This is a genomic window from Streptomyces sp. NPDC021749, assembly GCF_040640655.1.
GTDB lineage: Bacteria > Actinomycetota > Actinomycetes > Streptomycetales > Streptomycetaceae > Streptomyces.
The window spans coordinates 84,582-106,569 of sequence record NZ_JBFACE010000019.1; the positions used below are offsets into that span (position 1 = coordinate 84,582).

16 protein-coding genes are annotated in these 21,988 nt (G+C 71.8%); 12 read left to right on the plus strand and 4 right to left on the minus strand.

What is annotated here, in order from left to right:
• Positions 1 to 14 precede the first annotated feature (14 nt).
• The gene (locus AB0G35_RS20345; RefSeq protein ID WP_360950956.1) at positions 15 to 2,180 is read right to left on the minus strand and encodes a RecQ family ATP-dependent DNA helicase; all 2,166 of its coding nucleotides are present in this window, start codon (positions 2,178 to 2,180) and stop codon (positions 15 to 17) included.
• A 123-nt stretch (positions 2,181 to 2,303) separates the two neighbouring features.
• Between AB0G35_RS20345 and AB0G35_RS20350 the strand changes: the two genes are divergently transcribed.
• The 6 genes from AB0G35_RS20350 to AB0G35_RS20375 all read left to right on the plus strand — a co-directional run bounded on the left by AB0G35_RS20350 (position 2,304) and on the right by AB0G35_RS20375 (position 11,591).
• A complete protein-coding gene (locus tag AB0G35_RS20350) occupies positions 2,304 to 3,893 on the plus strand; it encodes a DUF4192 family protein (RefSeq protein ID WP_360950959.1) in 1,590 nt (529 codons plus the stop codon).
• 215 nt (positions 3,894 to 4,108) lie between these two features.
• A complete protein-coding gene (locus tag AB0G35_RS20355; protein ID WP_360950962.1) occupies positions 4,109 to 6,112 on the plus strand; it encodes a glycogen debranching N-terminal domain-containing protein in 2,004 nt (667 codons plus the stop codon).
• Between the two features lie 47 nt (positions 6,113 to 6,159).
• On the plus strand, positions 6,160 to 6,924 hold the full coding sequence (locus AB0G35_RS20360) for an NUDIX hydrolase (RefSeq protein WP_360950965.1): 765 nt from the start codon (positions 6,160 to 6,162) through the stop codon (positions 6,922 to 6,924).
• A gap of 775 nt (positions 6,925 to 7,699) precedes the next feature.
• Positions 7,700 to 8,692 carry a FadR/GntR family transcriptional regulator gene (locus AB0G35_RS20365; protein ID WP_360950968.1) on the plus strand — a complete coding sequence of 331 codons (993 nt, stop codon included), beginning with the start codon at positions 7,700 to 7,702 and terminating at the stop codon, positions 8,690 to 8,692.
• A gap of 401 nt (positions 8,693 to 9,093) precedes the next feature.
• On the plus strand, positions 9,094 to 10,641 hold the full coding sequence (locus AB0G35_RS20370) for an RNA polymerase sigma factor (protein WP_360950971.1): 1,548 nt from the start codon (positions 9,094 to 9,096) through the stop codon (positions 10,639 to 10,641).
• 140 nt (positions 10,642 to 10,781) lie between these two features.
• Positions 10,782 to 11,591, plus strand: a complete 810-nt coding sequence (locus tag AB0G35_RS20375; RefSeq protein ID WP_360950974.1) for a serine protease — start codon at positions 10,782 to 10,784, stop codon at positions 11,589 to 11,591.
• A gap of 127 nt (positions 11,592 to 11,718) precedes the next feature.
• Here AB0G35_RS20375 and AB0G35_RS20380 read toward each other — a convergent pair whose 3' ends face one another.
• Entirely contained in the window at positions 11,719 to 11,949 is a 231-nt protein-coding gene (locus AB0G35_RS20380) for a hypothetical protein (RefSeq protein WP_030412880.1), read from the minus strand.
• A gap of 443 nt (positions 11,950 to 12,392) precedes the next feature.
• On the opposite strand from AB0G35_RS20380, the gene AB0G35_RS20385 reads away from it, so the two are divergent.
• The 6 genes from AB0G35_RS20385 to AB0G35_RS20410 all read left to right on the plus strand — a co-directional run bounded on the left by AB0G35_RS20385 (position 12,393) and on the right by AB0G35_RS20410 (position 19,266).
• Entirely contained in the window at positions 12,393 to 14,513 is a 2,121-nt protein-coding gene (locus AB0G35_RS20385) for a DNA topoisomerase IV subunit B (protein WP_360950977.1), read from the plus strand.
• A gap of 158 nt (positions 14,514 to 14,671) precedes the next feature.
• Positions 14,672 to 15,160 (plus strand): DUF1453 domain-containing protein, encoded by a 489-nt coding sequence (locus tag AB0G35_RS20390; RefSeq protein WP_360950980.1) that lies wholly within the window; start codon positions 14,672 to 14,674, stop codon positions 15,158 to 15,160.
• 64 nt (positions 15,161 to 15,224) lie between these two features.
• Entirely contained in the window at positions 15,225 to 16,373 is a 1,149-nt protein-coding gene (locus AB0G35_RS20395; RefSeq protein ID WP_360950983.1) for a histidine kinase, read from the plus strand.
• Complete coding sequence (locus AB0G35_RS20400; RefSeq protein WP_360950986.1) at positions 16,370 to 17,044, plus strand: response regulator transcription factor; 675 nt, start codon at positions 16,370 to 16,372, stop codon at positions 17,042 to 17,044. Before AB0G35_RS20395 ends, AB0G35_RS20400 begins: the two co-directional genes overlap by 4 nt.
• 117 nt (positions 17,045 to 17,161) lie before the next feature.
• Entirely contained in the window at positions 17,162 to 17,665 is a 504-nt protein-coding gene (locus AB0G35_RS20405) for a DUF485 domain-containing protein (RefSeq protein ID WP_360950989.1), read from the plus strand.
• A complete protein-coding gene (locus tag AB0G35_RS20410; protein WP_360950992.1) occupies positions 17,662 to 19,266 on the plus strand; it encodes a cation acetate symporter in 1,605 nt (534 codons plus the stop codon). The genes AB0G35_RS20405 and AB0G35_RS20410 overlap by 4 nt, the downstream gene beginning before the upstream one ends.
• 13 nt (positions 19,267 to 19,279) lie before the next feature.
• On the opposite strand, the gene AB0G35_RS20415 is transcribed toward AB0G35_RS20410, so the two are convergent.
• Positions 19,280 to 19,954, minus strand: coding sequence for a response regulator (locus AB0G35_RS20415; protein ID WP_360950995.1), 675 nt, complete (start codon positions 19,952 to 19,954; stop codon positions 19,280 to 19,282).
• Positions 19,951 to 21,567 (minus strand): sensor histidine kinase, encoded by a 1,617-nt coding sequence (locus tag AB0G35_RS20420; RefSeq protein ID WP_360950998.1) that lies wholly within the window; start codon positions 21,565 to 21,567, stop codon positions 19,951 to 19,953. Before AB0G35_RS20420 ends, AB0G35_RS20415 begins: the two co-directional genes overlap by 4 nt.
• Between the last annotated feature and the right edge of the window lie 421 nt (positions 21,568 to 21,988).

Genomic DNA, 21,988 nt, shown 5'->3' on the forward strand with positions numbered 1-21,988 from the left:
CCGGGACCATCCATCTACGCCTGTACGGCGAGGACCAGTGGAAACACCCCCTCGGCTCCGGCCCGGCGCAGTAGACGGGCGGCCACCGCCAGCGTCCAGCCGGTGTCGGCGTAGTCGTCCACGAGGAGCACCGGACCGCCCACGGACGCGAGGCTCTGCGCCAGCTGCGGCGGCACGTCGAGGGAGCCGTGCAGCGCGCGCAGCCGCTGAGCGCTGTTGCTGCGCGGAATCCTGGTGTCGACACCGTCCTCCGCCGACGTCACCGCGCCCAGGAACGGCATCCGGCCGACCGCTGCGATCCGCTCGGCCAGCGAGCGGATCAGCTGGGGCCTGGTACGCGAGGGGAGACAGACCACCCCCACCGGGCGGGCCGGGGCATCCGCCTCCCCGGATGCCCAACCACCGGGTCCCTTCGCCCAGTCGGCGAGGACCGTGACCACCGCGGAGGCGACATCGTCCGGAACCGGACCATCCGGTGCCTGAGCCGCGAGCATCGGGCGCAGCCGATTGCCCCAGCCGATGTCGGAGAGCCGGCCCAGGGCCCGGCCGGTCGCGGCCAGCTCGTCCGCCGGAATGCGTCCCTTGAGTTCCAGGCCGACGGCCGGCAGACCCGTGGGCCACATCCGTCGCGGCTCCACCTCCACGCCCGGACGCCCCAGCTCACCGCGCGCCGCATCCAGCGACGCGGCCGACACCTCGGCGGTGAACCGCGCCCCGGCGCAGTTGTCGCACCGGCCGCAGGCGGTCGCCGCCTCGTCGTCCAACTGCCGCCGCAGGAACTCCATCCGGCAGCCGGCCGTGGAGGCGTACTCGCGCATCGCCTGCTGCTCGGTCTCGCGCTGCCGTGTCACCCACGCATAGCGCTCCGCGTCGTACGCCCACGGTCGGCCCGTGGACATCCAGCCGCCCTTGACGCGCTGCACGGCGCCGTCCACGTCAAGGACCTTGAGCATGATCTCCAGGCGTGAGCGGCGCAGTTCGACCTGCGGCTCCAGCGCCGGCAGCGACACCGGCCGGCCGGCGGCGGCCAGCACGTCCAGCGTCTGGCGCACCTGTTCCTCGGGGGGGAACGCCAGCGAGGCGAAGTACTTCCAGATCGCCTCGTCCTCCCGGCCGGGCAGCAGCAGCACCTCGGCGTGCTCGACCCCACGGCCGGCGCGGCCCACCTGCTGGTAGTACGCGATCGGCGACGAGGGCGAGCCCAGGTGCACCACGAACCCCAGATCGGGCTTGTCGAAGCCCATACCCAGCGCGGAGGTGGCCACCAGCGCCTTGACACGGTTGGCGAGCAGATCGTCCTCGGCCTGCTGGCGGTCGGCGTTCTCGGTCTTGCCCGTGTACGACGCGACCGTGTGCCCGCGGTGACGCAGGAAGGCGGTGACTTCTTCGGCAGCGGCGACGGTGAGCGTGTAGATGATCCCCGAGCCCGGGAGATCGTGCAGATGGTCCGCGAGCCAGGCCAGCCGGTGCGCGGCGTCCGGCAGCGGCAGCACGCCCAGACTCAGGCTCTCCCGGTCCAGCGGACCGCGCAGCACCAGCGCCTCGGCCGTCCCCTCACCCGTCCCGAGCTGTTCGGCAACATCGGCGGTCACCCGCGCATTCGCCGTCGCCGTGGTGGCGAGCACCGGCACACCCGGCGGGAGATCGGCGAGCATCGTGCGCAGCCGCCGGTAGTCGGGGCGGAAATCGTGGCCCCAGTCGGAGATGCAGTGCGCCTCGTCGACCACCAGCAGCCCCGTCGCCGCCGCGAGCTTGGGCAGGACCTGATCACGGAAGTCGGGGTTGTTGAGCCGCTCGGGACTCACCAGCAGGACGTCCACCTCACCCGCCGCCACCTCGGCCTGGACGGTGTCCCACTCCTCGGTGTTGGACGAATTGATCGTGCGCGCGCGGATCCCCGCCCGGGCAGCGGCGTCCACCTGGTTGCGCATCAGGGCGAGCAGCGGAGAGACGATCACGGTCGGTCCGCTGCCGCGCTCGCGCAGCAGCGCGGTCGCGACGAAATAGACCGCCGACTTGCCCCAGCCCGTGCGCTGCACGACCAGCGCGCGACGACGCTCGGCGACCAGGGCCTCGATCGCCCGCCACTGGTCCTCCCGGAGCCGGGCCGTACCGCCGGGGTCGCCGACGAGCCGGGTCAGGACGGCATCGGCTGCGGTACGCAGATCTTCGTTGCTCATGCCCCCATGCAACCCGATGCCACTGACAGTGCGCGAACCCTTGCCCGAACCTGTGGATAACTCGTCACCCAGAGTTATCCACAGGGGTCGCGGAGCAGCGGTCGATCGCGAGATCTTCGAGCCATGAATCCGCAGAGCGAACCGCACAAGCGCAATACCGACCCCAACTCCCCGACGCCCTCGGCGACTTCCGAGACGTCCCCGACCCCTTCCGGCGCACCTGCTCCGAACCCCTCGACCTCCTCGACTCCGCCCCCTCCCATCCCCTCGATCCCGAGCCCGACGCCCTCTCCGGAGTCCTCCCACGCCCCGACCGATCCCCGGCCCACCGAACCGGCAGAACGCACCGAGACCTCCCGCCACGCCCGCGCAGCCGACGCCCCGCACCTCTCCCTGCCGACCCCCGACGACGCGCTCCCGGCGCCGGCCGCGGAGACCCAGGTCACGCTGCGGGGCCCGGCCGAACTCGCCGATGCGCTGCCGTACTTGATGGGCTTCTATCCGGACGACAGTGTGGTGCTGGTCGCGTTGCACGGTGAGCGCGGACGGTTCGGCGGCCGGGTCCGGCTCGGCATTCCGGCAGACCGGACGCAGTGGCCCGACGTCGCCGACCAACTCGCCGACTGCCTGATCTCGGCCGGCCAGGACGGGTCCGCACGGCCCACGGCGATCATCGTGTACCTCTGCCAGGAGCCAGGGGAGGGCGAGAACGGCCGGGACGTCAGGGACCGGCTCCAGCCGTTCGCCCAGCGGCTGCGCACGGCCTGCGGAGCGCTCGACGTCCCCGTACTCGAAGCCCTCTGCCTGTCCAACGGGCGCTTCTGGTCCTACTGCTGCCCCGACTTCCGGTGCTGCCCCGCGGACGGCACAGAGATGGTGATGCCGGGCACCTCCGTGATGGCCGCGGCGGCCGCCTACGCCGGAATGCAGGTGCGCGGTTCGCTCAAGGAGATGGAGGCCAGGCTGCGGCCCCGCACCGGGCCGCGGGCCGTCGAACAGGAGAAGGCCCTGGACGCGGCGGCCCGGGCACTGCTGCCCCGGATGCTCCGGCCGGACGGTGCGGCCGTCGTCCGGAAGGACACCCTCGACCTGGCCGCCGCAATGATCCACCGCTTCCGCCAGGACACCCCTACAGGCAGCAACCGGGCCCGGGACGCCTGCGACGACGCGCTGATCACCAACGCCGAGGCGGCCGGTCTCATCCTCGGACTCCAGGACCGGGTCACCCGTGACAGGGCGGCGGAGTGGATGGACGGCACCGCCGCCGCCCCCGCCCTCCGCCTGTGGCGGGCCCTCGCCCGGCGCTGCGCCGGAAGCTATGCCGAGCACGCGACCGCACCGCTCACCCTTGCCGGATGGGTGAGCTGGTCCACACAGGACGGCCCCTCGGCCCGGGTGGCCCTCGGATGCGCCCTCTCGCTCGACCCCGACTACACCTTCGCCCAGCTGCTGCACCGTGCGATCAACGAGGGGCTCGACCCGGAGCCGCTGCGCCGCTGCCTGCGCGAGCAGCATCAGGAGGCGACCAGCGCCCCAGCCTGCGCCCCCACCCCCGCCGCCAAGCGACCGCAGTCCGCCAAGCGCCCGGCGCCCGGCCGGACCGCACCCGCCGGCCGACCTCGGGGACCCCGCGGCGGCACGGGCCCAGGGGCGCGCACGACCGGGGGACGAGGCGGTCGGCGGAGCGGCCAGGACGACCGGAGCCGGCAGTGACCGCGCGGTCGTTGGGCGGCCGGCGTGACCTGGGCGCCGGCCGGACCGTTCACCTGTATGGCGGAGGCCGTAAGAAGCCCCGACGTCACCAGGGAGCGCAGAGCGTGCCAGGCATCGTCCCCACCACCCAACCGTTCCGTCGGCAACCGGAAGAGCGGCGTCATGCACCGCCGCGGGCCCCTCAACCGCAACCCGTCCACTCCTCGCTGGTCTGCGTGGCACTGCCGGCCCTCGCGGTGTCCCCCGCATCGGGCCAGCTGACCGGCCAGGGCATGGAGGGCTTCTACCGGGACGGCCGGCGGGTCCTGTCCCACTGCGAGTTGCGGATCGCGGGTGGCGAACCACTGGTCGTCCAGGGCCGCTTGACCGCAGCCGACCGGGCCCGGTTCGTCGGCACGGTCCGCAGAACCGGCGAGCGGGGACCGGACCCGGAGATCCGCATGGAGCGGCTGCGGTGGGCCGACGGCACCGAGCGGATCACCCTTCTCAGCAGCGCGACCCGGCCCGTCCGGCTGCCGGTGGAGATCCGCCTGCAGACCGACCTGGCGGAGCTCGGAGCCGTTGCCGTCGGCCTCCCGGGCCCGGAACTGCGCGCGGCGGTCCACGGCTCCGGTCTCCGCTGGTCAGGGCCGGGCGTGCACGCGGTGGTGACCGTCGATCCGCCGCCCGAGGACGCCCTGGCCTCGGCCGGGCTGCTGCGCTGGGAACTCGAACTCCCTGCGGGCGGCCGCCGCACCATCGAGCTGCGCGCTGCGCTGGAGCAGACGACCGCCGGGCCGGGCGGGGGCCTCGCCGGGCACCGTCGGGCCGGGGGCGCCCGCATCCCCGGTCCGCGGAGCGGCTCCCTCGCGCCGCGCACGCGTGCGGACCGGCCACCCCGCCCCTGGTCGGACGCCCGGCTGCAGTGCGACGACCAGCGGGCCGATGCCCTCATGGCGGCCGGGCTGGACGATCTGTACGGCCTGGCGATGCGGGACCCGGCAGCGCCCGCGGACGTCTATCTCGCGGGCGGGTTCCCCTGGCGCTGTGGGCTGGCACCGGCCGAGGCGCTGTGGGCCGCCAGAATGCTGCTGCCCTTGGGCACCCGGCTCGCCGCGGGCACCCTACGGGCGGTCGCCCGTAGCCAACAGGCCGCACCAGGGCCGGATTTCGGCCGAATTCCGGGAGCCCTACGGGACGCGGGACCGCACGCCCCACCGAGCTGCACGGGTGTCGAGGCGACCCTGCTCTTCCCCGTCGTGCTCGCGGAGGCGCGCCGCTGGGGCCTGCCCGAGCCGGAGACCGAACGGCTGCTGCCCGCCGCGGAAAGGTGTCTGAGATGGCTGCGGATCGCCTCCGACCCGGTGGGCCGCGCCCGCAGCGGCTACGTCCCCGATCCGGCGCCCGGCGGGCCGTACCGCTGCGAGACCCAGGCCCACGCCCATCGGGCCGCCCTGCTGGGCGCGGACCTCCTGGACGCCTGCGGGTCCGCCGACGCCGCGGCGCTCCGTGAGTGGGCCGCGGAACTGCGCGCCCGGTTCCGCAGGGACTTCTGGCTGGAGGACCGGGCGGGCGGCCGCCCCGCCGCGCTGCTCACCGCCGACGGCCGGCCCGTTCCGTACCTGGGTTCCGCCGGCGCCCACCTCCTCGACACCGGACTGCTCGGCGGTGGCGCCCTCGCTCCGGGCCTGCTCGACGCTTCACAGACGGACCAGTTGGCCAGGCTGCTGAGCGGGCCGTCCATGGATTCCGGCTGGGGCCTGCGCGGACTGGGTGCCAGGGAGAGCGGCTACAACCCGTTCGGCCACCGCAGCGGTGCGGTCCGCGTCCACGAGTCGGCGATCGCCGCCGCGGGACTGGCCGCGGCCGGCCACGAGCGCGCCGCCGGAGCCCTGACCCGGGGCATCCTCGACGCCGCGGAGAGCTTCGGACACCGCCTCCCGGAGATGTACGCGGGGGAGCAGCGCACCGCCGACGGAGCCCCTGTGCCGCACCCGTCGGCCTGCCGACCCGCAGCGGTGGCGGCGGCCGGCGCGGTGCACATACTGATCGCCCTCGCCGGGCTGCGCCCCGACGTCCCGGCCGGCACGGTGTCCGTGCGCCCGCTCGGCACGGCCCCGCTCGGCGCGATGCAGCTCACCGGGCTGAGCGTCGCCGAGCAGCCGTTCGCCGTACGGATCAGCAGGCTCGGCATGGGCATGGTGGAAGCGGCCGCGGAGGGTCTCCAACTGGGATCGTGAGGTACAGCGGGCCTGTTTATCGTCAGGCGGACGACTATGATCACGCCATGCCTCCCTACGACCCGTCGGCCTTCCCGCCCTTCGCTGTCACCGTCGACCTGGTCGTGCTCACCGTGCGCCGCCACGCCCTGTGCGCGCTGGCCGTACGCCGCGGTGAGCCGCCGTTCCAGGGCCGCTGGGCGCTGCCCGGCGGATTCGTCCGGGCCGACGAGGACCTAGAGGCAGCGGCCTCCCGGGAGCTCGCCGAGGAGACCGGCCTGCACGCCCAGACCCCGGCCGGCCCGACGCCCGCGTACGGCGCCCATCTGGAACAACTCGCCACCTACGGCGACCCGAAGCGGGACCCCCGGATGCGGGTGGTCAGCGTGGCGCATCTGGTCCTCGCGCCGGACCTGCCGGCCCCCACGGCAGGCGGTGACGCCCGTAGTGCCCGCTGGGCGCCGGTCGAGACCTTGCTGGAGCCGGACGACACCCATGTCCGGGAGGGCGAGCTGGCGGCCCCGCTCGCCTTCGATCACGCCCAGATCCTCGCCGACGGGGTGGAGCGGGCCCGCTCGAAGATCGAGTACTCCTCGCTGGCCACCGCCTTCTGCCCGCCGGAATTCACCGTGGGTGAGCTGCGCCGGGTCTATGAAGCCGTGTGGGGGGTCGCCCTGGACCCCCGCAACTTCCACCGGAAGGTGACCGGCACGCCGGGGTTCCTGGTACCGACGGGCGGCACCACGACGCGTCAGGGCGGCCGTCCCGCACAGCTTTTCCGGGCCGGCGGCGCGACACTGCTCAACCCCCCGATGCTGCGCCCCGAGGTCTGAGCACACGGCCTTCGGCCTTCCCGCTGGGGACGACCACGGGCCGCCGTCCTCTCCCGAGCCCCGTGAACCGGACACTTCCGAACCCGTGAACCCGGCACTTCCGAAAACCGACACGATTGAACAATTACGAGAAAATAGGACATATGTCGGTACCTTGTCCGGGCGGGTCCACTCGCGTCGCCGATGACTGACGCCCGGCCGCACGCCTGCCGGCGGCTCGCCCCTTCGGGCGTGGCGGCTCCTGCGGCCGTCAGGTGCCGATGGTGCCCCGGCCTGCTCGGGCACCGCTCGCGCCGCTCGCATTGACGGGGCCGCCGCGGGGGTGCGTGCCGCCGATGTCGCTGTCCCCGAGCGGATCGCCAATACCCCTGCCGTGCAACGCCCGTGGCGCGGAAAGGCTGGTGAGTTGAGGTGTGGAACGGGTTGTCATCCGGTGTGACGGATGCCCGTTGAGGCCGCTGTTCCGCATGTGAAATTCCCTGATTTCATGGAGTGGTTGTGCGGCGGCCGTCAAGTGCCGGTCCGGAATCGACCGCGCCATATCGGTCGTGGGATCCGGTTCGGCCCAATCCCCAGGCAACGCGCCGCCGTTGCGGACAACCGGCTCTGACCTGCGGCGATGACCACGCCGCACCCCTCGGCTCCCCGTTCCGGTCGAGTAAGGCGCCTGTTTTGACGCCCTGTTGTTGCGGATGCTGCTCATAACCCGCTCTGGACAGTGCATTTCCTTCCGATAAAGCGTCAATTCAGGGATGGGGGGCGATCACCCTTTCGTGTGCTTTTCACCAAAGACCTCAAGGGTGTTCAGGGTGTCGCCGACAAAGGATGCGTGAGTACCCTTGCGCACACCATGATGACCGCGGCTCGCCCCGGCGACACCGGCCTCGCAGGCCCGGGCGAGCTTGACCGCTACCCCTACGCCAACGCCGCGAACGCCGGCACCGCGGCCGGCCCGGAGCGTGCCGAGCGCGTTCCGCAGGTCTGGGACGGCTCCGAGGCGGAGATCGGCCGGGTCGGCCGACGGGCGGCCGGCAGCCGCGGCCGCGGCCTGCACGGCCAACTCGTCCAGCAGCTCGGCCAGATGATCGTCTCCGGCGATCTCGGCGCCGACCGACCGCTCGTCCCCGAGGAGATCGGCCAGCGCTTCGAGGTCTCCCGCACCGTCGTCCGTGAGTCCCTGCGCGTCCTTGAGGCCAAGGGGCTCGTGAGTGCGCGCCCGAACGTGGGCACCCGGGTGCGTCCGGTCAGCGACTGGAACCTCCTCGACCCCGACATCATCGAATGGCGCGCCTACGGGCCGCAGCGCGACGACCAGCGCCGGGAGCTGTGCGAGCTGCGCTGGACGATCGAGCCGCTGGCCGCCCGGCTCGCCGCCGGGCACGGCCGGGAGGACATCCAGCAGCGGCTGGCCGACATGGTCGAGATCATGGGGCACTCCGCGGCCCAGGGCGACACCATGACCTTCGGCCGCGCCGACGCCGAGTTCCACTCCCTGCTTCTCCAGCTCGCCGGCAACCGCATGCTGGAGCACCTCTCCGGCATCGTCTCCGCCGCACTGCACGTCTCCGGCGGCCCCGGCGGCGGCTGTGAGCGGCCGGTCGAGACCTCCGTGGGCCAGCACATGAGGGTGGTCGACGCCATCGGCTCCGGCGATGCCACGGCGGCCGAATCCGCGATGCGCCAGCTCCTCGCCGCCCATGGCGAGGCGGTCGGCCAGGGCTCCGGGACGCCCGTGGACCACGTCGTCCCCGCGCCCCGCGAGCACTGAAGGCCGTACCCGACCGCGTACGGAACGTAGGCGCCGCGCGACCTCGTGCCCCGCGCACCCCCTCGGGCGGGCATGCCGTACGCGGCGAAGGCGCACACGCTCGCCGGATCCGGGGCGTCGACCGGATCCGGCGGCAGACCTCGGGAGGATTGCATGTCATATGACAGGGAATGGGTCGTTATGGGGTGTGACTCGGGCCACGCAGATTGGGCGTAACGCTCTCCCGGGAAGCGCGATGACTTAAGAGGTGATAGCCGAGGAGGGAATACGAACGGCGTTCGTGACGCTGTTCAACTCCCCGGTTGCCCCTGCGCCGTCGGTCCATCCCCACCGGCGGTCGTCGGCTCCGATCCACACTGGACGGGGTCGGAAGTCGTTTCCATCGTTCCGAGAGGTTGTTCGTGTCGGCCAGCACATCCCGTACGCTCCCGCCGGAGATCGCCGAGTCCGAGTCTGTGATGGCGCTCATCGAGCGGGGAAAGGCAGATGGGCAGATCGCCGGCGATGACGTGCGTCGGGCCTTCGAGGCTGACCAGATTCCGCCAACCCAGTGGAAGAACGTTCTGCGCAGCCTCAACCAGATCCTCGACGAGGAGGGTGTGACGCTGATGGTCAGTGCCGCAGAGGCGCCCAAGCGCACCCGCAAGAGCGTCGCAGCGAAGAGTCCGGCGAAGCGCACCGCCACCAAGACCGTCGCGGCCAAGACCGCCACGGTCAAGAAGACCACCGCCGCCGCCCCCGCCCCCGCGGCGGACCCGGCCGGTGAGTCCGAGTCCGCGCCTGCGAAGAAGGCAGCGGCGAAGAAGACGACCGCCAAGAAGACGGCCGCGAAGAAGACCACGGCCAAGAAGGCCACCGCGAAGAAGACCGCGGCCAAGAAGGACGTCGACGAGCTGCTCGACGACGAGGTGACCGAGGAGACCCCGACGCCCGGCAAGGGTGAGGGCCCCGAGGGCGCCGACACCCCGGAGAACGCCGGCTTCGTCCTTTCCGACGACGACGAGGACGACGCCCCGGCCCAGCAGGTCGCCGCGGCCGGCGCCACCGCCGACCCGGTCAAGGACTACCTCAAGCAGATCGGTAAGGTCCCCCTCCTCAACGCCGAGCAGGAGGTCGAGCTCGCCAAGCGCATCGAGGCGGGCCTGTTCGCCGAGGACAAGCTGGCGAACTCCGACAAGCTCGCACCGAAGCTCAAGCGTGAGCTGGAGATCATCGCCGAGGACGGCCGTCGGGCGAAGAACCACCTCCTGGAGGCCAACCTCCGGCTCGTCGTCTCCCTGGCGAAGCGGTACACCGGCCGCGGCATGCTCTTCCTGGACCTGATCCAGGAGGGCAACCTCGGTCTGATCCGCGCGGTCGAGAAGTTCGACTACACCAAGGGCTACAAGTTCTCGACCTACGCGACGTGGTGGATCCGCCAGGCCATCACCCGCGCCATGGCCGACCAGGCCCGTACGATCCGCATCCCCGTCCACATGGTCGAGGTCATCAACAAGCTGGCCCGCGTCCAGCGCCAGATGCTCCAGGACCTGGGCCGCGAGCCCACTCCGGAGGAGCTGGCCAAGGAACTCGACATGACCCCCGAGAAGGTCATCGAGGTCCAGAAGTACGGCCGCGAGCCGATCTCGCTGCACACCCCGCTGGGTGAGGATGGCGACAGCGAGTTCGGTGACCTGATCGAGGACTCCGAGGCGGTCGTGCCCGCCGATGCAGTGAGTTTCACGCTCCTGCAGGAGCAGCTGCACTCGGTTCTGGACACACTCTCGGAGCGGGAGGCCGGCGTCGTGTCCATGCGCTTCGGTCTCACCGACGGCCAGCCGAAGACGCTGGACGAGATCGGCAAGGTCTACGGCGTCACGCGTGAGCGGATCCGTCAGATCGAGTCGAAGACGATGTCGAAGCTGCGTCACCCGTCGCGCTCCCAGGTGCTGCGGGACTACCTCGACTAGTCGAACCGACCGGCCCGTACAGCGCCGTGAGCCCGGTCTCTCCAACGGGGAGGGGCCGGGCTCGCCGCCGTCCACGTGCGGGGCGCAGCCGTTTGGGTCACTCTGGGTGGGCGACAGCTGTCCCACAGTCAGGAGTCCGTATGCGTCCGACCGCAGGCGCCGCTCTCGGAGCCCTCGCACTGGTCCTCACCCTGCCGGTGCCGGCGGCCGCGGACGAGTCGGTGATCGGCGGGAAGCCCGCCCAGCTGTCCCAGAGCCCCTGGGCGGTGGCGCTGGCCTCCCACGAGCGCTTCGGGGCCCATCGCTCCGGTCAGTTCTGCGGCGGGGTGCTGGTGGGGCACTCCACGGTCGTGACGGCCGCGCACTGCCTCAGCAAAGAGGTGCTGGGCGTCCCCTGGCAGCAGGTCCGGGACCTGCGCATCGTGATCGGGCGCGACAACCTCACCGGCGGCGGGGGGCACGAGCTCAAGCCGGCGAAGGTCTGGGTGAACCCCCGCTATGACAGCTGGACCAACGAGGGCGACATGGCCGTCCTCACGCTCCCGAAGCCGGTGGCGAACCGGACCATCCCGATAGCGGGACGGAACGACCGGGCCTACCGGCCGGGCAGCCGGGCCACGGTCTACGGCTGGGGCGACACCACGGGCGAGGGCAGCTATGCGTCACGGCTGCGCTCGGCGCGGGTCAATGTGCTGCGCGACGCGGTCTGCGCGCGGGCCTATCCGGGGAGCGCGGACGGTACGTACCGGTCCCGCTCCATGCTGTGCGCGGGTGCGCCGGACGGTGGGCGGGACGCCTGCCAGGGTGACAGCGGGGGGCCACTGGTCGTCCGCGGACGTCTCGTGGGGCTGGTGTCCTGGGGGACCGGCTGTGGCCAGGCGGGCAGTCCGGGGGTCTATACCCGGGCCTCGGCCCTGCTTCCGGCCGTATCGGCGCACGGGGCGGGGTGAACCGCCGCCGGGAGCCGGCAGGTCGTGCGGGACGGGCGTACGAGTGCGGGCGGCCCCCCGGTGGTGCCGGGGTGACCGCCCGCCGCACGGCGCAGGGCCGCTGCTCGCTCGTCGTGGATGCGAAGTGTCAGCGTTCCTCATCGGACGCGGACGCCGGAGAAGCGTTCAGCCGCTCCGTCTCGTCCTGTATTTCCGCGGCGATCTTCTTGAGTTCTGGCTCGAACTTGCGACCGTGGTGGGCGCAGAAGAGCAGTTCTCCGCCGGACATCAGGACGACGCGCAGGTATGCCTGGGCGCCGCAGCGGTCGCAGCGGTCAGCGGCCGTCAGCGGGCTCGCGGGTGTCAGAACAGTAGTCACGTCGCCTCTTCTCTAGCTCGACGAGCTGTCGTACCAGGGTCAACATCCAACCAGGCCGAAAACGTTCCCGCTCGTGCCTTTTCCTCGAAAAAATTCTTCGAGGGGGCCGGGTGCTGCCGGGTGGCGGCGAATGAGCCGTATTGCTTGGTGGTCTGATTCACGTTGGGTGCTGGGTCTGTCCCCCCGGCTGGCTTGCCGGTTGTTGATGAGGACGTGCCCGGAGCCTAAATGGTTCATGCCTCGAAGGGAACGTGATGTGCACGTCACTCGGACGTCACCCCAACGAGCGATCGAACGCACGAGCGAAATTCTACTACCATGAGCATGCTTACGGGTGGCGTCACATCGGCTCTACCAGGCCTCGGTACCCTCTGACGGGCGACACCGCCACAACCGAGTCCGCGGAATGCGGACTGCCAGAAATTCAGCGAGGAGCGAACCGCGTGACCGCCGAGATGTCCGTGCCGTCCACCGCAGTGCTGACCGGGGCAGACCGGGACGGTTCCAATTACACCGCGCGGCATCTGCTCGTCCTTGAGGGCCTGGAAGCGGTCCGCAAGCGCCCCGGCATGTACATCGGCTCCACGGACAGCCGCGGTCTGATGCACTGCCTGTGGGAGATCATCGACAACTCCGTCGACGAGGCGCTCGGCGGCTACTGCGACCACATCGAGGTGATCCTCCACGACGACGGGTCCGTGGAGGTGCGCGACAACGGCCGCGGCATCCCCGTGGACGTCGAGCCCAAGACCGGGCTGAGCGGTGTCGAGGTCGTCATGACCAAGCTGCACGCCGGCGGAAAGTTCGGCGGCGGCTCGTACGCGGCCTCCGGCGGTCTGCACGGCGTCGGCGCCTCGGTCGTCAACGCCCTCTCCGCCCGGCTCGACGTCGAGGTCGACCGCAACAGCAAGACCCACTCGATCAGCTTCCGCCGCGGCGTCCCCGGCATCTTCACGGAGTCCGGCCCGGACGCCCCGTTCGACCCGGCCAACGGTCTGCACAAGGGTAAGCGGATCCCCAAGACGAAGACCGGCACCCGCGTCCGTTACTGGGCCGACCGGCAGATCTTCCTCAAGGACGCCAAGCTCTCCCTGGAGACGCTGCACGCCCGCGCCCGCCAGACGGCCTTCCTCGTCCCGGGCCTCACCCTGGTCGTCCGCGACGAGCGCGGCCTCGACGGCGCCGGCAAGACCGAGGAGACCTTCCACTACGACGGCGGCATCAGCGAGTTCTGCGAGTACCTGGCGCAGGACAAGGCGGTCTGCGACGTCCTGCGGCTGACCGGGCAGGGCACGTTCAAGGAGACCGTGCCGGTCCTCGACGACCGCGGCCACATGACCCCCACCGAGGTCACCCGCGAACTGGGCGTCGACATCGCGCTGCGCTGGGGCACCGGCTACGACGCCACGCTCCGGTCGTTCGTCAACATCATCGCCACCCCCAAGGGCGGCACCCACGTCTCCGGCTTCGAGCGCGCGGTCACCAGGACGGTCAACGAGGTCCTGCGGTCGAGCAAGCTGCTCCGCGTCGCCGAGGACGACGTCGTCAAGGACGACGCCATGGAGGGCCTGACCGCGGTCGTGACCGTGCGCCTGGCCGAGCCGCAGTTCGAGGGCCAGACCAAGGAGGTGCTCGGCACCTCCGCCGCCTCCCGGATCGTCGCCCAGGTGGTGAGCCGGGAACTGAAGGCGTTCCTGACGTCCACGAAGCGGGACGGCAAGCAGCAGGCGCGCGCCGTCCTGGAGAAGGTCGTCGCCGCGGCCCGCACCCGTATCGCCGCGCGCCAGCACAAGGAGGCGCAGCGGCGGAAGACGGCGCTGGAGTCCTCCTCGCTGCCGGCCAAGCTCGCGGACTGCCGCAGCGACGACGTCGACCGCAGCGAGCTGTTCATCGTCGAGGGCGACTCCGCGCTGGGCACCGCGAAGCTGGCCCGGAATTCGGAGTTCCAGGCGCTGCTGCCGATCCGCGGCAAGATCCTGAACGTCCAGAAGTCCTCGGTCTCGGACATGCTCAAGAACGCCGAGTGCGGCGCCATCATCCAGGTCATAGGGGCCGGTTCCGGCCGCACCTTCGACATCGACGCGGCCCGCTACGGCAAGGTCATCTTCCTGGCCGACGCCGATGTCGACGGCGCCCACATCCGCATCCTGCTGCTGACCCTCTTCCAGCGCTACATGCGGCCGATGGTCGAGCAGGGCCGGGTCTTCGCCGCCGTGCCGCCGCTGCACCGCATCGAGCTGACCAACCCCAAGAAGGGGCAGGACAAGTACATCTACACCTACTCGGACAACGAGCTGCGCCAGACGCTGCTGGAGCTCCAGCGCAAGAACGTCCGCTACAAGGACAGCATCCAGCGCTACAAGGGCCTGGGTGAGATGGACGCCGATCAGCTCGCCGAGACGACCATGGACCCGCGCCACCGCACGCTGCGCCGGATCAACATCAGCGACCTGGAGGCGGCGGAGAAGACCTTCGACCTCCTGATGGGCAACGAGGTCGCCCCCCGCAAGGAGTTCATCACCAACTCCGCGGCCACCATGGACCGCTCCCGGATCGACACCTGAGCGCTCCCTGAGTCCCGGCGGGCGTCTCTCCACCCCAGGGTGGAGAGACGCCCGCGGTGTTTTCCACCCGCTCCCCACCCTGGCTCCGATCCGTGCGGCGGCCCCGCTCCGTAGCGTCGGTGAGGTCGGAAAACGCCGTCCCCCGGAGGCTGTAGGTCATGAGCGGCCTGCTCAACATCGTGGTGATCGTCGCGGCTGTCGCGTTCGTGTTCATCAAGCAGTTCAGCGCCCAGCGGATCACGTCCGAGGGCCGCAAGTGGTGGCTGATCCCCGCCGTCCTGGCATTCCTGGCGCTGCGCGATCCCGGTCTCCTGGACCCCGCACACCGGTCCGTGTCCGCCGTCCTGCTGGCCGGGGGGCTCCTGATAGGGCTGGCCTGCGGTGCGGGCTGGGCCTGGACGACGCGCATCTGGACGGACGCGGACGGGGCGGTGTGGACCAAGGGCGGTTGGGCGGCGGCCGGAGTGTGGCTCGGCGCCATGGTGCTGCGCGGCGGCCTGACGGCCCTCGCCGCGGCCATGGGCGTCCACCAGGGCAGCCCGGCGATCATGCTCTCGGTCGCCGCCATGCTGCTGACCCGGAGCGGCGTCACCACCTGGCGGGCCCAGGCCCTTCAGCGGACGTACGGTGTCCCGGTCGCGGGCTGAGGCCCCGGCGCGCCCGCTACTGCCGCCCACCGATCGAGGACCGTACGTGCTGCCCCCTTCCCTGATGAGCTGGCCCCTGCGGGAGTCGCTGTCCCGTGAAGGCGTGAGCGGCGCCCGGTTGTGGATCGGCCGGTCGGTGCGCGTCCTGGTCGTCGCGGGGCTGACGTGGTCCACAGTGGCGGGGCCGCACTTCCGGGGCTGGGCGCTGGTGGCGGCACTCGCGGGGGTCGCCGCCACGCTCGTGGTGTTCCGCGGCTTCTTCCGGGTGACGCGCGAGCGCCTTCTCTGGCCGTCCGTGGGCCTGCTGTTCGTACTGGAGGCCGCGGCCTTCGGCTTCTCCTTCGCAGGCGCCCGGACGCCGGCGATCGTCCTGTGGTGTGCCTGCGCCATCCTCGCGATGGAACGGCTCCCGCTGGCCGTCGGCGTGCTGTGCTCGTCCGCCGCGCTCGCCGCGTACGCCGTGATGAACACCGACAACTGGCTGACGACCGCCACGACCACGGTGGGCCTGGCCCTGGCCGGTTACGTCATCCGCCTCGACGCCGCGGCGCGCGGCAACGCCCAGCGGCTGCTGGCCCAGGAGCGGGCGGCCCGCAAGGCCGAGGCGGAGTCGGCGGCGCTGGCCGAACGGGGCCGGATCGCGCGGGAGATCCACGACGTCCTCGCCCACAGCCTGAGCGCCCAGTTGGTGCATCTGGAGGCGGTGCGGCAGCTGATCCAGCGCAGCCCCGACCTGGAGGCGGATCGCGCACAGCTCCTGGAGCGGGTCGTGGCGTGCCGGGGAATGGCCCGGGAAGGGCTTGACGGCACCCGTGAGGCGCTTTCCGCCCTCCGCGGGGAGACGATCCCGGCCGAGGACTTCCTGCGCCGTCTGACGGCCGCTGAGGGCGTTCGGCTGGATGTGACGGGTGAGCCCCGCGTGCTGACCCCCGAGGCCGGCCTCGCGGTCCGCAGGGTCGCCCAGGAGGCGCTCACGAACGTGCGCAAGCACGCCCCGGGGGCGCGGGTGAGCGTGCGGCTGGACTACGGGGCGGACGACGTGGGGCTCGAAGTGCGGGACGACGGGGGCCGCGGGCGGTCCGCCGAATTCTCCAGGAGCGGTTCCGGGTACGGTCTGCTCGGGATGCGGGAGCGCGCCGAACTCCTCGGCGGAACGCTGGAGTCCGGCCCTGACGAGGAGGGTTTCGTGGTGCGGTTGCGGGTGCCCGCATGACGGCACGTACGGTGACGCGGGTGGTGGTCGCCGATGACCAGACGGTGGTGCGCGAGGGGATCGTGATGCTGCTGGGGCTGCTGCCGGGCATCGAGGTCGTCGGTTCGGCGGCGGACGGCGAGGAGGCGGTCCAACTGGTGGCCCGACACGCGCCCGACGTGGTCCTGATGGACCTGCGCATGCCCCGCTGCGACGGGGTCGAGGCCACCCGCCGGATCCGCGCGGAGCACCCCGGCACCCAGGTCGTGGTCCTCACCACCTACGCCGACGACGACTCACTCTTCCCCGCCCTGCAGGCCGGCGCCCGCGGCTACCTGACCAAGGACGCGGACGGTGAGGAGATCGTCCGCGCCATCGACGACGTGCTGTCCGGTGAGGCCGGCCTGTCGCCGAAGATCCAGCGGCGCCTCCTGGAGCGCTTCACCGAGCCCGCGCACACCGTGCCGCAGCCACCGGCGGAGCCCCCGGACGGGCTGACCGCGCGCGAGGCGGAGGTGCTGCGGCTGGTCGCCGAGGGGCTGTCCAACCCGGAGATCGCCCGCACCCTGCACGTCTCCACGGCGACCGTGAAGACCCACATCAACAACCTCTTCGCCAAGGCGGGACTGCGCGACCGGGCCCAGGCCATCCACTACGCGTACCGCAACGGGCTCGCACAGCCGCCCGGGTAGTTCCCGATTGCCCATCACCTGATGGGGTGAAGGGTCGGCAAGCGAGCGTCCGGGATCTTCCTTTCTGTCCACCCTTGGGCGGCACGGACAACCAACCCGTGCACCAAGGAGAGTTCGGTGGACAAGCAGGACGGCCGCTCGGCCGGTGAGCCAGGGGCCGTACGGCTCGACGACCCCTGGTACGACGCCCTCGCCCCTGGGTGGGGAGAACCGGCCGGTACGGCGGACGCGGCGGACCAGGGCGGCGGCGTCGAGGAGCCGCTGACCGTAGGAGGACCGCGGGACGGCGGGATTTCCCCGGCCGAGATCTATCTGGCGGTGCACCGGAGTGGTGCGTTCCAGGAGGTGCGCCGCCGATACCGGAGCTTCGTCGTCCCCGCCACCCTTGCCTTTCTGGTCTGGTACCTCGCCTACGTGGTGGCGGCGATCGCCGTGCCCGGCCTCATGGCCCGTCAGCTCGTCGGTGCCTTCAACGTCGCGATGGCCGCGGGGCTCGGCCAGTTCGCCACAACGTTTCTGCTCGCCTGGGCCTACATGCGGCACGCGCGGCTGCGGCGGGACCGTGCGGCGCTGGAGATCCGTTGGGAAACCCAGGAACTGACCAGGGGGAACGCCCGATGACCGTCGGCCACGAGACCCTCGCCCTGACTCTGGTCAGCGCTTTCATCGCGCTCACCCTGGCGATCACTCTGTGGGCGGGGCGCCGCAGGCGTGGCTCCGCGGTGGAGTTCTATGCCGGTGGCAGGCTCTTCTCGCCCATGGAGAACGGCTTCGCCATCGCGGGTGACTACATGTCCGCCGCGTCCTTCCTCGGCATCACCGGGCTGGTCGCCCTCTTCGGCTACGACGGTCTGCTGTACTCGGTCGGCTTCCTCGTCGCCTGGCTGCTCGTGCTCTTCCTGGTGGCCGAACTCGTCCGTAACTGCGGGCGGTTCACCCTCGCCGACGTCGTCGCCGCACGGATGCGGGAGCGCCCGGTCCGGATCGCGGTCGGCGCGGCGTCCGTCACCGTGTCCGTGCTCTATCTGGTGGCACAGATGGTCGGTGCGGGCAGTCTGGTGGCGCTGCTGCTCGGCAACGCGGGGCCGCAGGCCCGTACCTGGATGGTGATCGGCGTGGGCACCCTGATGGTGGTCTACGTCGCCTTCGGCGGAATGCGGGCCACGACCTGGATCCAGGTGGTCAAAGCGGTGCTCCTCCTGGGCGGCGCCGCGGCCCTGACCGTCCTGGTGGTGATCCGTTTCCACGGGGATCTCGGTGCGCTGCTGAACACCGCCGCCGAACGCAGCGGCCACGGAAAGGCGTTCCTCGCGCCGGGTCTCAAATACGGCGGTGACTGGACCGCGCGGCTGGACCTCCTCAGCCTCGGGCTGGCGCTCGTCCTCGGAACGGCGGGGCTGCCGCACATCCTGTCGCGGTTCTACACCGTGCCCACGGCACGAGCCGCCCGCCGTTCCGTCGGCTGGTCCATCGGGCTGATCGGCGGCTTCTACCTGATGACCGTCGTGCTCGGCTTCGGGGCCGCCGCCGTAGTGGGCAGTGATGCGGTCCGGGCCTCCAATCCGGCGGGCAACACCGCCGTTCCGCTGCTCGCCGTCGATCTGGGAGGCGGGGCGGGATCCACCGGAGGAACGGTTCTCTTCGCCGTGGTGGCCGCGGTCGCCTTCGCCACCATCCTGGCCGTGGTCGCCGGCATCACCCTCGCCTCGTCGGCGTCCGTGGCCCACGACCTGTACGCCTCGCTGCGCCGGCCACGCGGCACGGCGCGGGACGCACAGCGCCGCGAGGTGGCCGTGGCACGCCTCGCCGCGGTCGCGGTCGGAGCGGTCGCCATCGGGCTGGCCCTGCTCGCCCAGGACCTGAACACCGCCTTCCTGGTGGGCCTGGCCTTCGCGGTCGCCGCCTCGGCCAATGTGCCGGTCCTGCTCTACGCCCTGTTCTGGCGCCGCTTCACGACGCGGGGTGCCGTCTGGTCCGTCTACGGCGGGCTCATTCCGGCCCTCACCCTGGTGGTCGTCTCGCCGGTGGTCTCCGGAGGCCCCGAATCCCTCTTCCCGCACTTGGACTTCGCCGTCTTCCCGCTCTCCAACCCAGGGGCCGTCTCGATCCCTCTGGGCTTCCTGATGGGCTGGCTGGGCACACTGCTGTCCCCCGGGACCGCCGATCCGGCCCGGCACGCGGAGACGGAGGTGCGGGCACTCACGGGGGCGGGCGCGGTCTAGCTTCCGCCCGGGGTCAGACCCATTCGTAGCGGTGTTCCGGGCGGCCGGTTTCGCCGTACCTGAGGGTGAGGTGGACCCGGCCGGCGCGTTCCAGGAGCTTCAGATAGCGCTGGGCGGTCTGCCGGCTCAGTCCGGCCCGGTGGGCGACGTCCTGGGCCGAGAGCGGGGTGTCCGCGGACCGCAGCACCGAGCGCACGCGGTCGGCGGTGGCGGTGGAGTGCCCCTTGGGCAGCTCGGCGGAGCCGGCGTTGGCGGCTCCCAACGCACCGAAGAGCCGGTCCACTTCGGACTGCTCGGCCTGCCCGCCGCCGGCGAAGGTGCGGTGCAGCGCCGCATAGCCCTCCAGTTTGGAGCGCAGGCCCGCGAACGTGAACGGCTTGACCAGGTACTGGAGCGCGCCGTGCCGCATCGCGGCCTGTACGGTCGCGATGTCGCGGGCCGCCGTCACCATGATCACGTCGGTGAACAGGCCACGGCGCCGCAGTTCGCCGACCAGCTGGAGGCCGGTCCGGTCGGGCAGGTAGTGGTCCAGCAGGATCAGCTCGACGGGGTGCGTCTCCAGGGCGGCCAGAGCCTGCGCCGCCGTATGTGCGACGCAACTGACCCGGAATCCCTGCACCTTGGCGACGTACGCCGCGTTGATCCGCGCGACCTGCGCATCGTCGTCCACGACCAGTACGTCGATCATCGGCCGGCCTCCGTGGCGTCCTCGGCCCGGCGCGCGCCCTCGGGGGCGCCGGCTGCCCCGGCCGGCTCGGGAAGCTCCGCGGAGAGCGCGTCGGGGACCGTGACGGTGAACACGGCGCCACCCCCTGGGCGTTCGCGCACCACGGCGTCGCCGCCGTAGCGCTCGGCGAGCCGGCGGACCAGCGCGAGTCCGATGCCGCGCTGCCCGTGGGCGGGCGGCTCCTTGGTGGTCCAGCCCTCGGTGAAGATCTCGGCCCGTCGCTCCTCGGGCACGCCCGGCCCGTTGTCGGAGACGCGCACGACGGCGGTCCGCCCCTCGGCCCGCATCTCCACCTCCACCTGGGCGTCGGGCGCGCCGGCAGTGGCGTCCAGTGCGTTGTCGACGAGGTTGCCGAGGACGGTGACCAGGCTGTGCGGGTCGATCAAGCGGTCGGGCAGCCGGGTGCCGGACGCGATCCGCAAGGACACGCCCCGTTCGGTGGCGACGGTGGCCTTGCCCACCAGCAGGGCGGCCAGCAGCGGGTCGTGGATGCGCTCGGTGACCTGCTCTGCGGTGGCCCGGTGGACGCCCACGGCGCGGGTCACGAAGTCCACGGCTTCCTCGTGCAGCCCCAGTTCGAGCAGGCCGAGAAGGGTGTGCAGCCGGTTGGCGTGCTCGTGGTCCTGGGCCCGGAGGGCGTCGATGAGACCGCGGGTGCCGTCCAGTTCGCGGCCCAGCCGCTCCAGCTCCGTGCGGTCGCGCAGGGTGACGACCGCGCCGCCGTCGTCGGTCGGCATACGGTTCGCCACCAGCACCCGGTGCCCGCTGACCGCCAGCAGGTCGGCGCCCGAGACGCGGCCGGCCAGCACATCGGTCGTCCGGCCCGGGGGAAGGGCGGCGTCCAGGGGGCGGCCGGTGTCCTCGGCGCGCAGATCGAGGAGGCGCTGCGCCTCGTCGTTCATCAGGCGGATCCGGCCCTGCCCGTCGAGTGCGAGGAATCCCTCCCGGATGCCGTGCAGCATCGCCTCCCGCTCGGCGAGCAGTGCGGAGATATCGGAGAAGGCCAGGTCATGGGTGCGCCGCTGGAGACGGCGGGCGACGAGATAGGCCGCCAGCGCGCCGACGGCGAGTGCCCCGCCCGCGTACGCGAGCAGCTGCGGCACGGTGGACAGCAGCCGCTCCTGCACGCTCTCGTAGGCGATACCGACCGAGACCGCGCCGACCACCTTGCCGTTCTCGTCCCGCAGCGGAACCTTGCCGCGCGCGGAGCGGCCGAGGGTGCCCTCGTCGATCTGCATGACCTCCCGGCCGGAGAGCGCGGCGCTCGGGTCCGTGGAGACGTGGTGCCCGATCTCGTCAGGGTCGGTGTGGGACCAGCGCACCCCGCGCTTGTCCATGATCACGACGTACTCGGCGCCGGTGGCCGCGCGGATCCGTTCCGCCTCGTTCTGGACCGGGCCGTTGCGGCTCGGACGGGACGCCTCCAGCGCGTCGTCGAGGCGCGGTTCGGCGGCGGTGGTCTGCGCGATGGCGAGCGCCCGGCGCATCGCCTGGTCGTCCAGCTGGGCGCTGAGCGGGGCGAGGAACAGGCCGGTCGCCAGCGCGGTGACGCCCGCGGCGATGGCCAGCTGCATCAGCAGCACCTGGGAGAAGACGCGTTGCGGCCAGCCCAGCCGGGGGCGCCTCAGACGCGGTCCGGTGGTGTGGCGTGCCCTGGACGTGTCGTGCGGGCCGGTTGCTTCACGAGGGGAGGAGGGGCTGGCGGGAAACCGTGCGGGGCCCGAGGGCCCTGCGGCGCTCGGGCGCGGAACCGACGCTTCCTTCTCGCCCATACCGACGAACAGTAAGCGGGCCGACCGCCGGGCCGGTAATCCCTGCGGCGAGGAATTCGGAGGGTGTCCGGGTGGCCACGCGCGGCGCCTCAGCCGGGTCGCGACGGGAGCGGTGGAGACGGTGGAGACGGTGGTGTGTCGGCCTGTGGACGGCGGGAGAGCGGGGTGCGGGAGTTATCCACAGGCCTTTCGGTCGCGGAGGGTGAGCGCCTAATCTCACAGA

What these genes read in the sequence shown, in the direction of transcription:
- AB0G35_RS20345 (WP_360950956.1), bottom strand. Translation starts at nt 2,180, where the DNA reads ATGAGCAACGAAGATCTGCGTACCGCAGCCGATGCCGTCCTGACCCGG.
- AB0G35_RS20350 (WP_360950959.1), top strand. Translation starts at nt 2,304, where the DNA reads ATGAATCCGCAGAGCGAACCGCACAAGCGCAATACCGACCCCAACTCC.
- AB0G35_RS20360 (WP_360950965.1), top strand. Translation starts at nt 6,160, where the DNA reads ATGCCTCCCTACGACCCGTCGGCCTTCCCGCCCTTCGCTGTCACCGTC.
- AB0G35_RS20375 (WP_360950974.1), top strand. Translation starts at nt 10,782, where the DNA reads ATGCGTCCGACCGCAGGCGCCGCTCTCGGAGCCCTCGCACTGGTCCTC.
- AB0G35_RS20390 (WP_360950980.1), top strand. Translation starts at nt 14,672, where the DNA reads ATGAGCGGCCTGCTCAACATCGTGGTGATCGTCGCGGCTGTCGCGTTC.
- AB0G35_RS20395 (WP_360950983.1), top strand. Translation starts at nt 15,225, where the DNA reads ATGAGCTGGCCCCTGCGGGAGTCGCTGTCCCGTGAAGGCGTGAGCGGC.
- AB0G35_RS20400 (WP_360950986.1), top strand. Translation starts at nt 16,370, where the DNA reads ATGACGGCACGTACGGTGACGCGGGTGGTGGTCGCCGATGACCAGACG.
- AB0G35_RS20410 (WP_360950992.1), top strand. Translation starts at nt 17,662, where the DNA reads ATGACCGTCGGCCACGAGACCCTCGCCCTGACTCTGGTCAGCGCTTTC.
- AB0G35_RS20415 (WP_360950995.1), bottom strand. Translation starts at nt 19,954, where the DNA reads ATGATCGACGTACTGGTCGTGGACGACGATGCGCAGGTCGCGCGGATC.
- AB0G35_RS20420 (WP_360950998.1), bottom strand. Translation starts at nt 21,567, where the DNA reads ATGCAGCTGGCCATCGCCGCGGGCGTCACCGCGCTGGCGACCGGCCTG.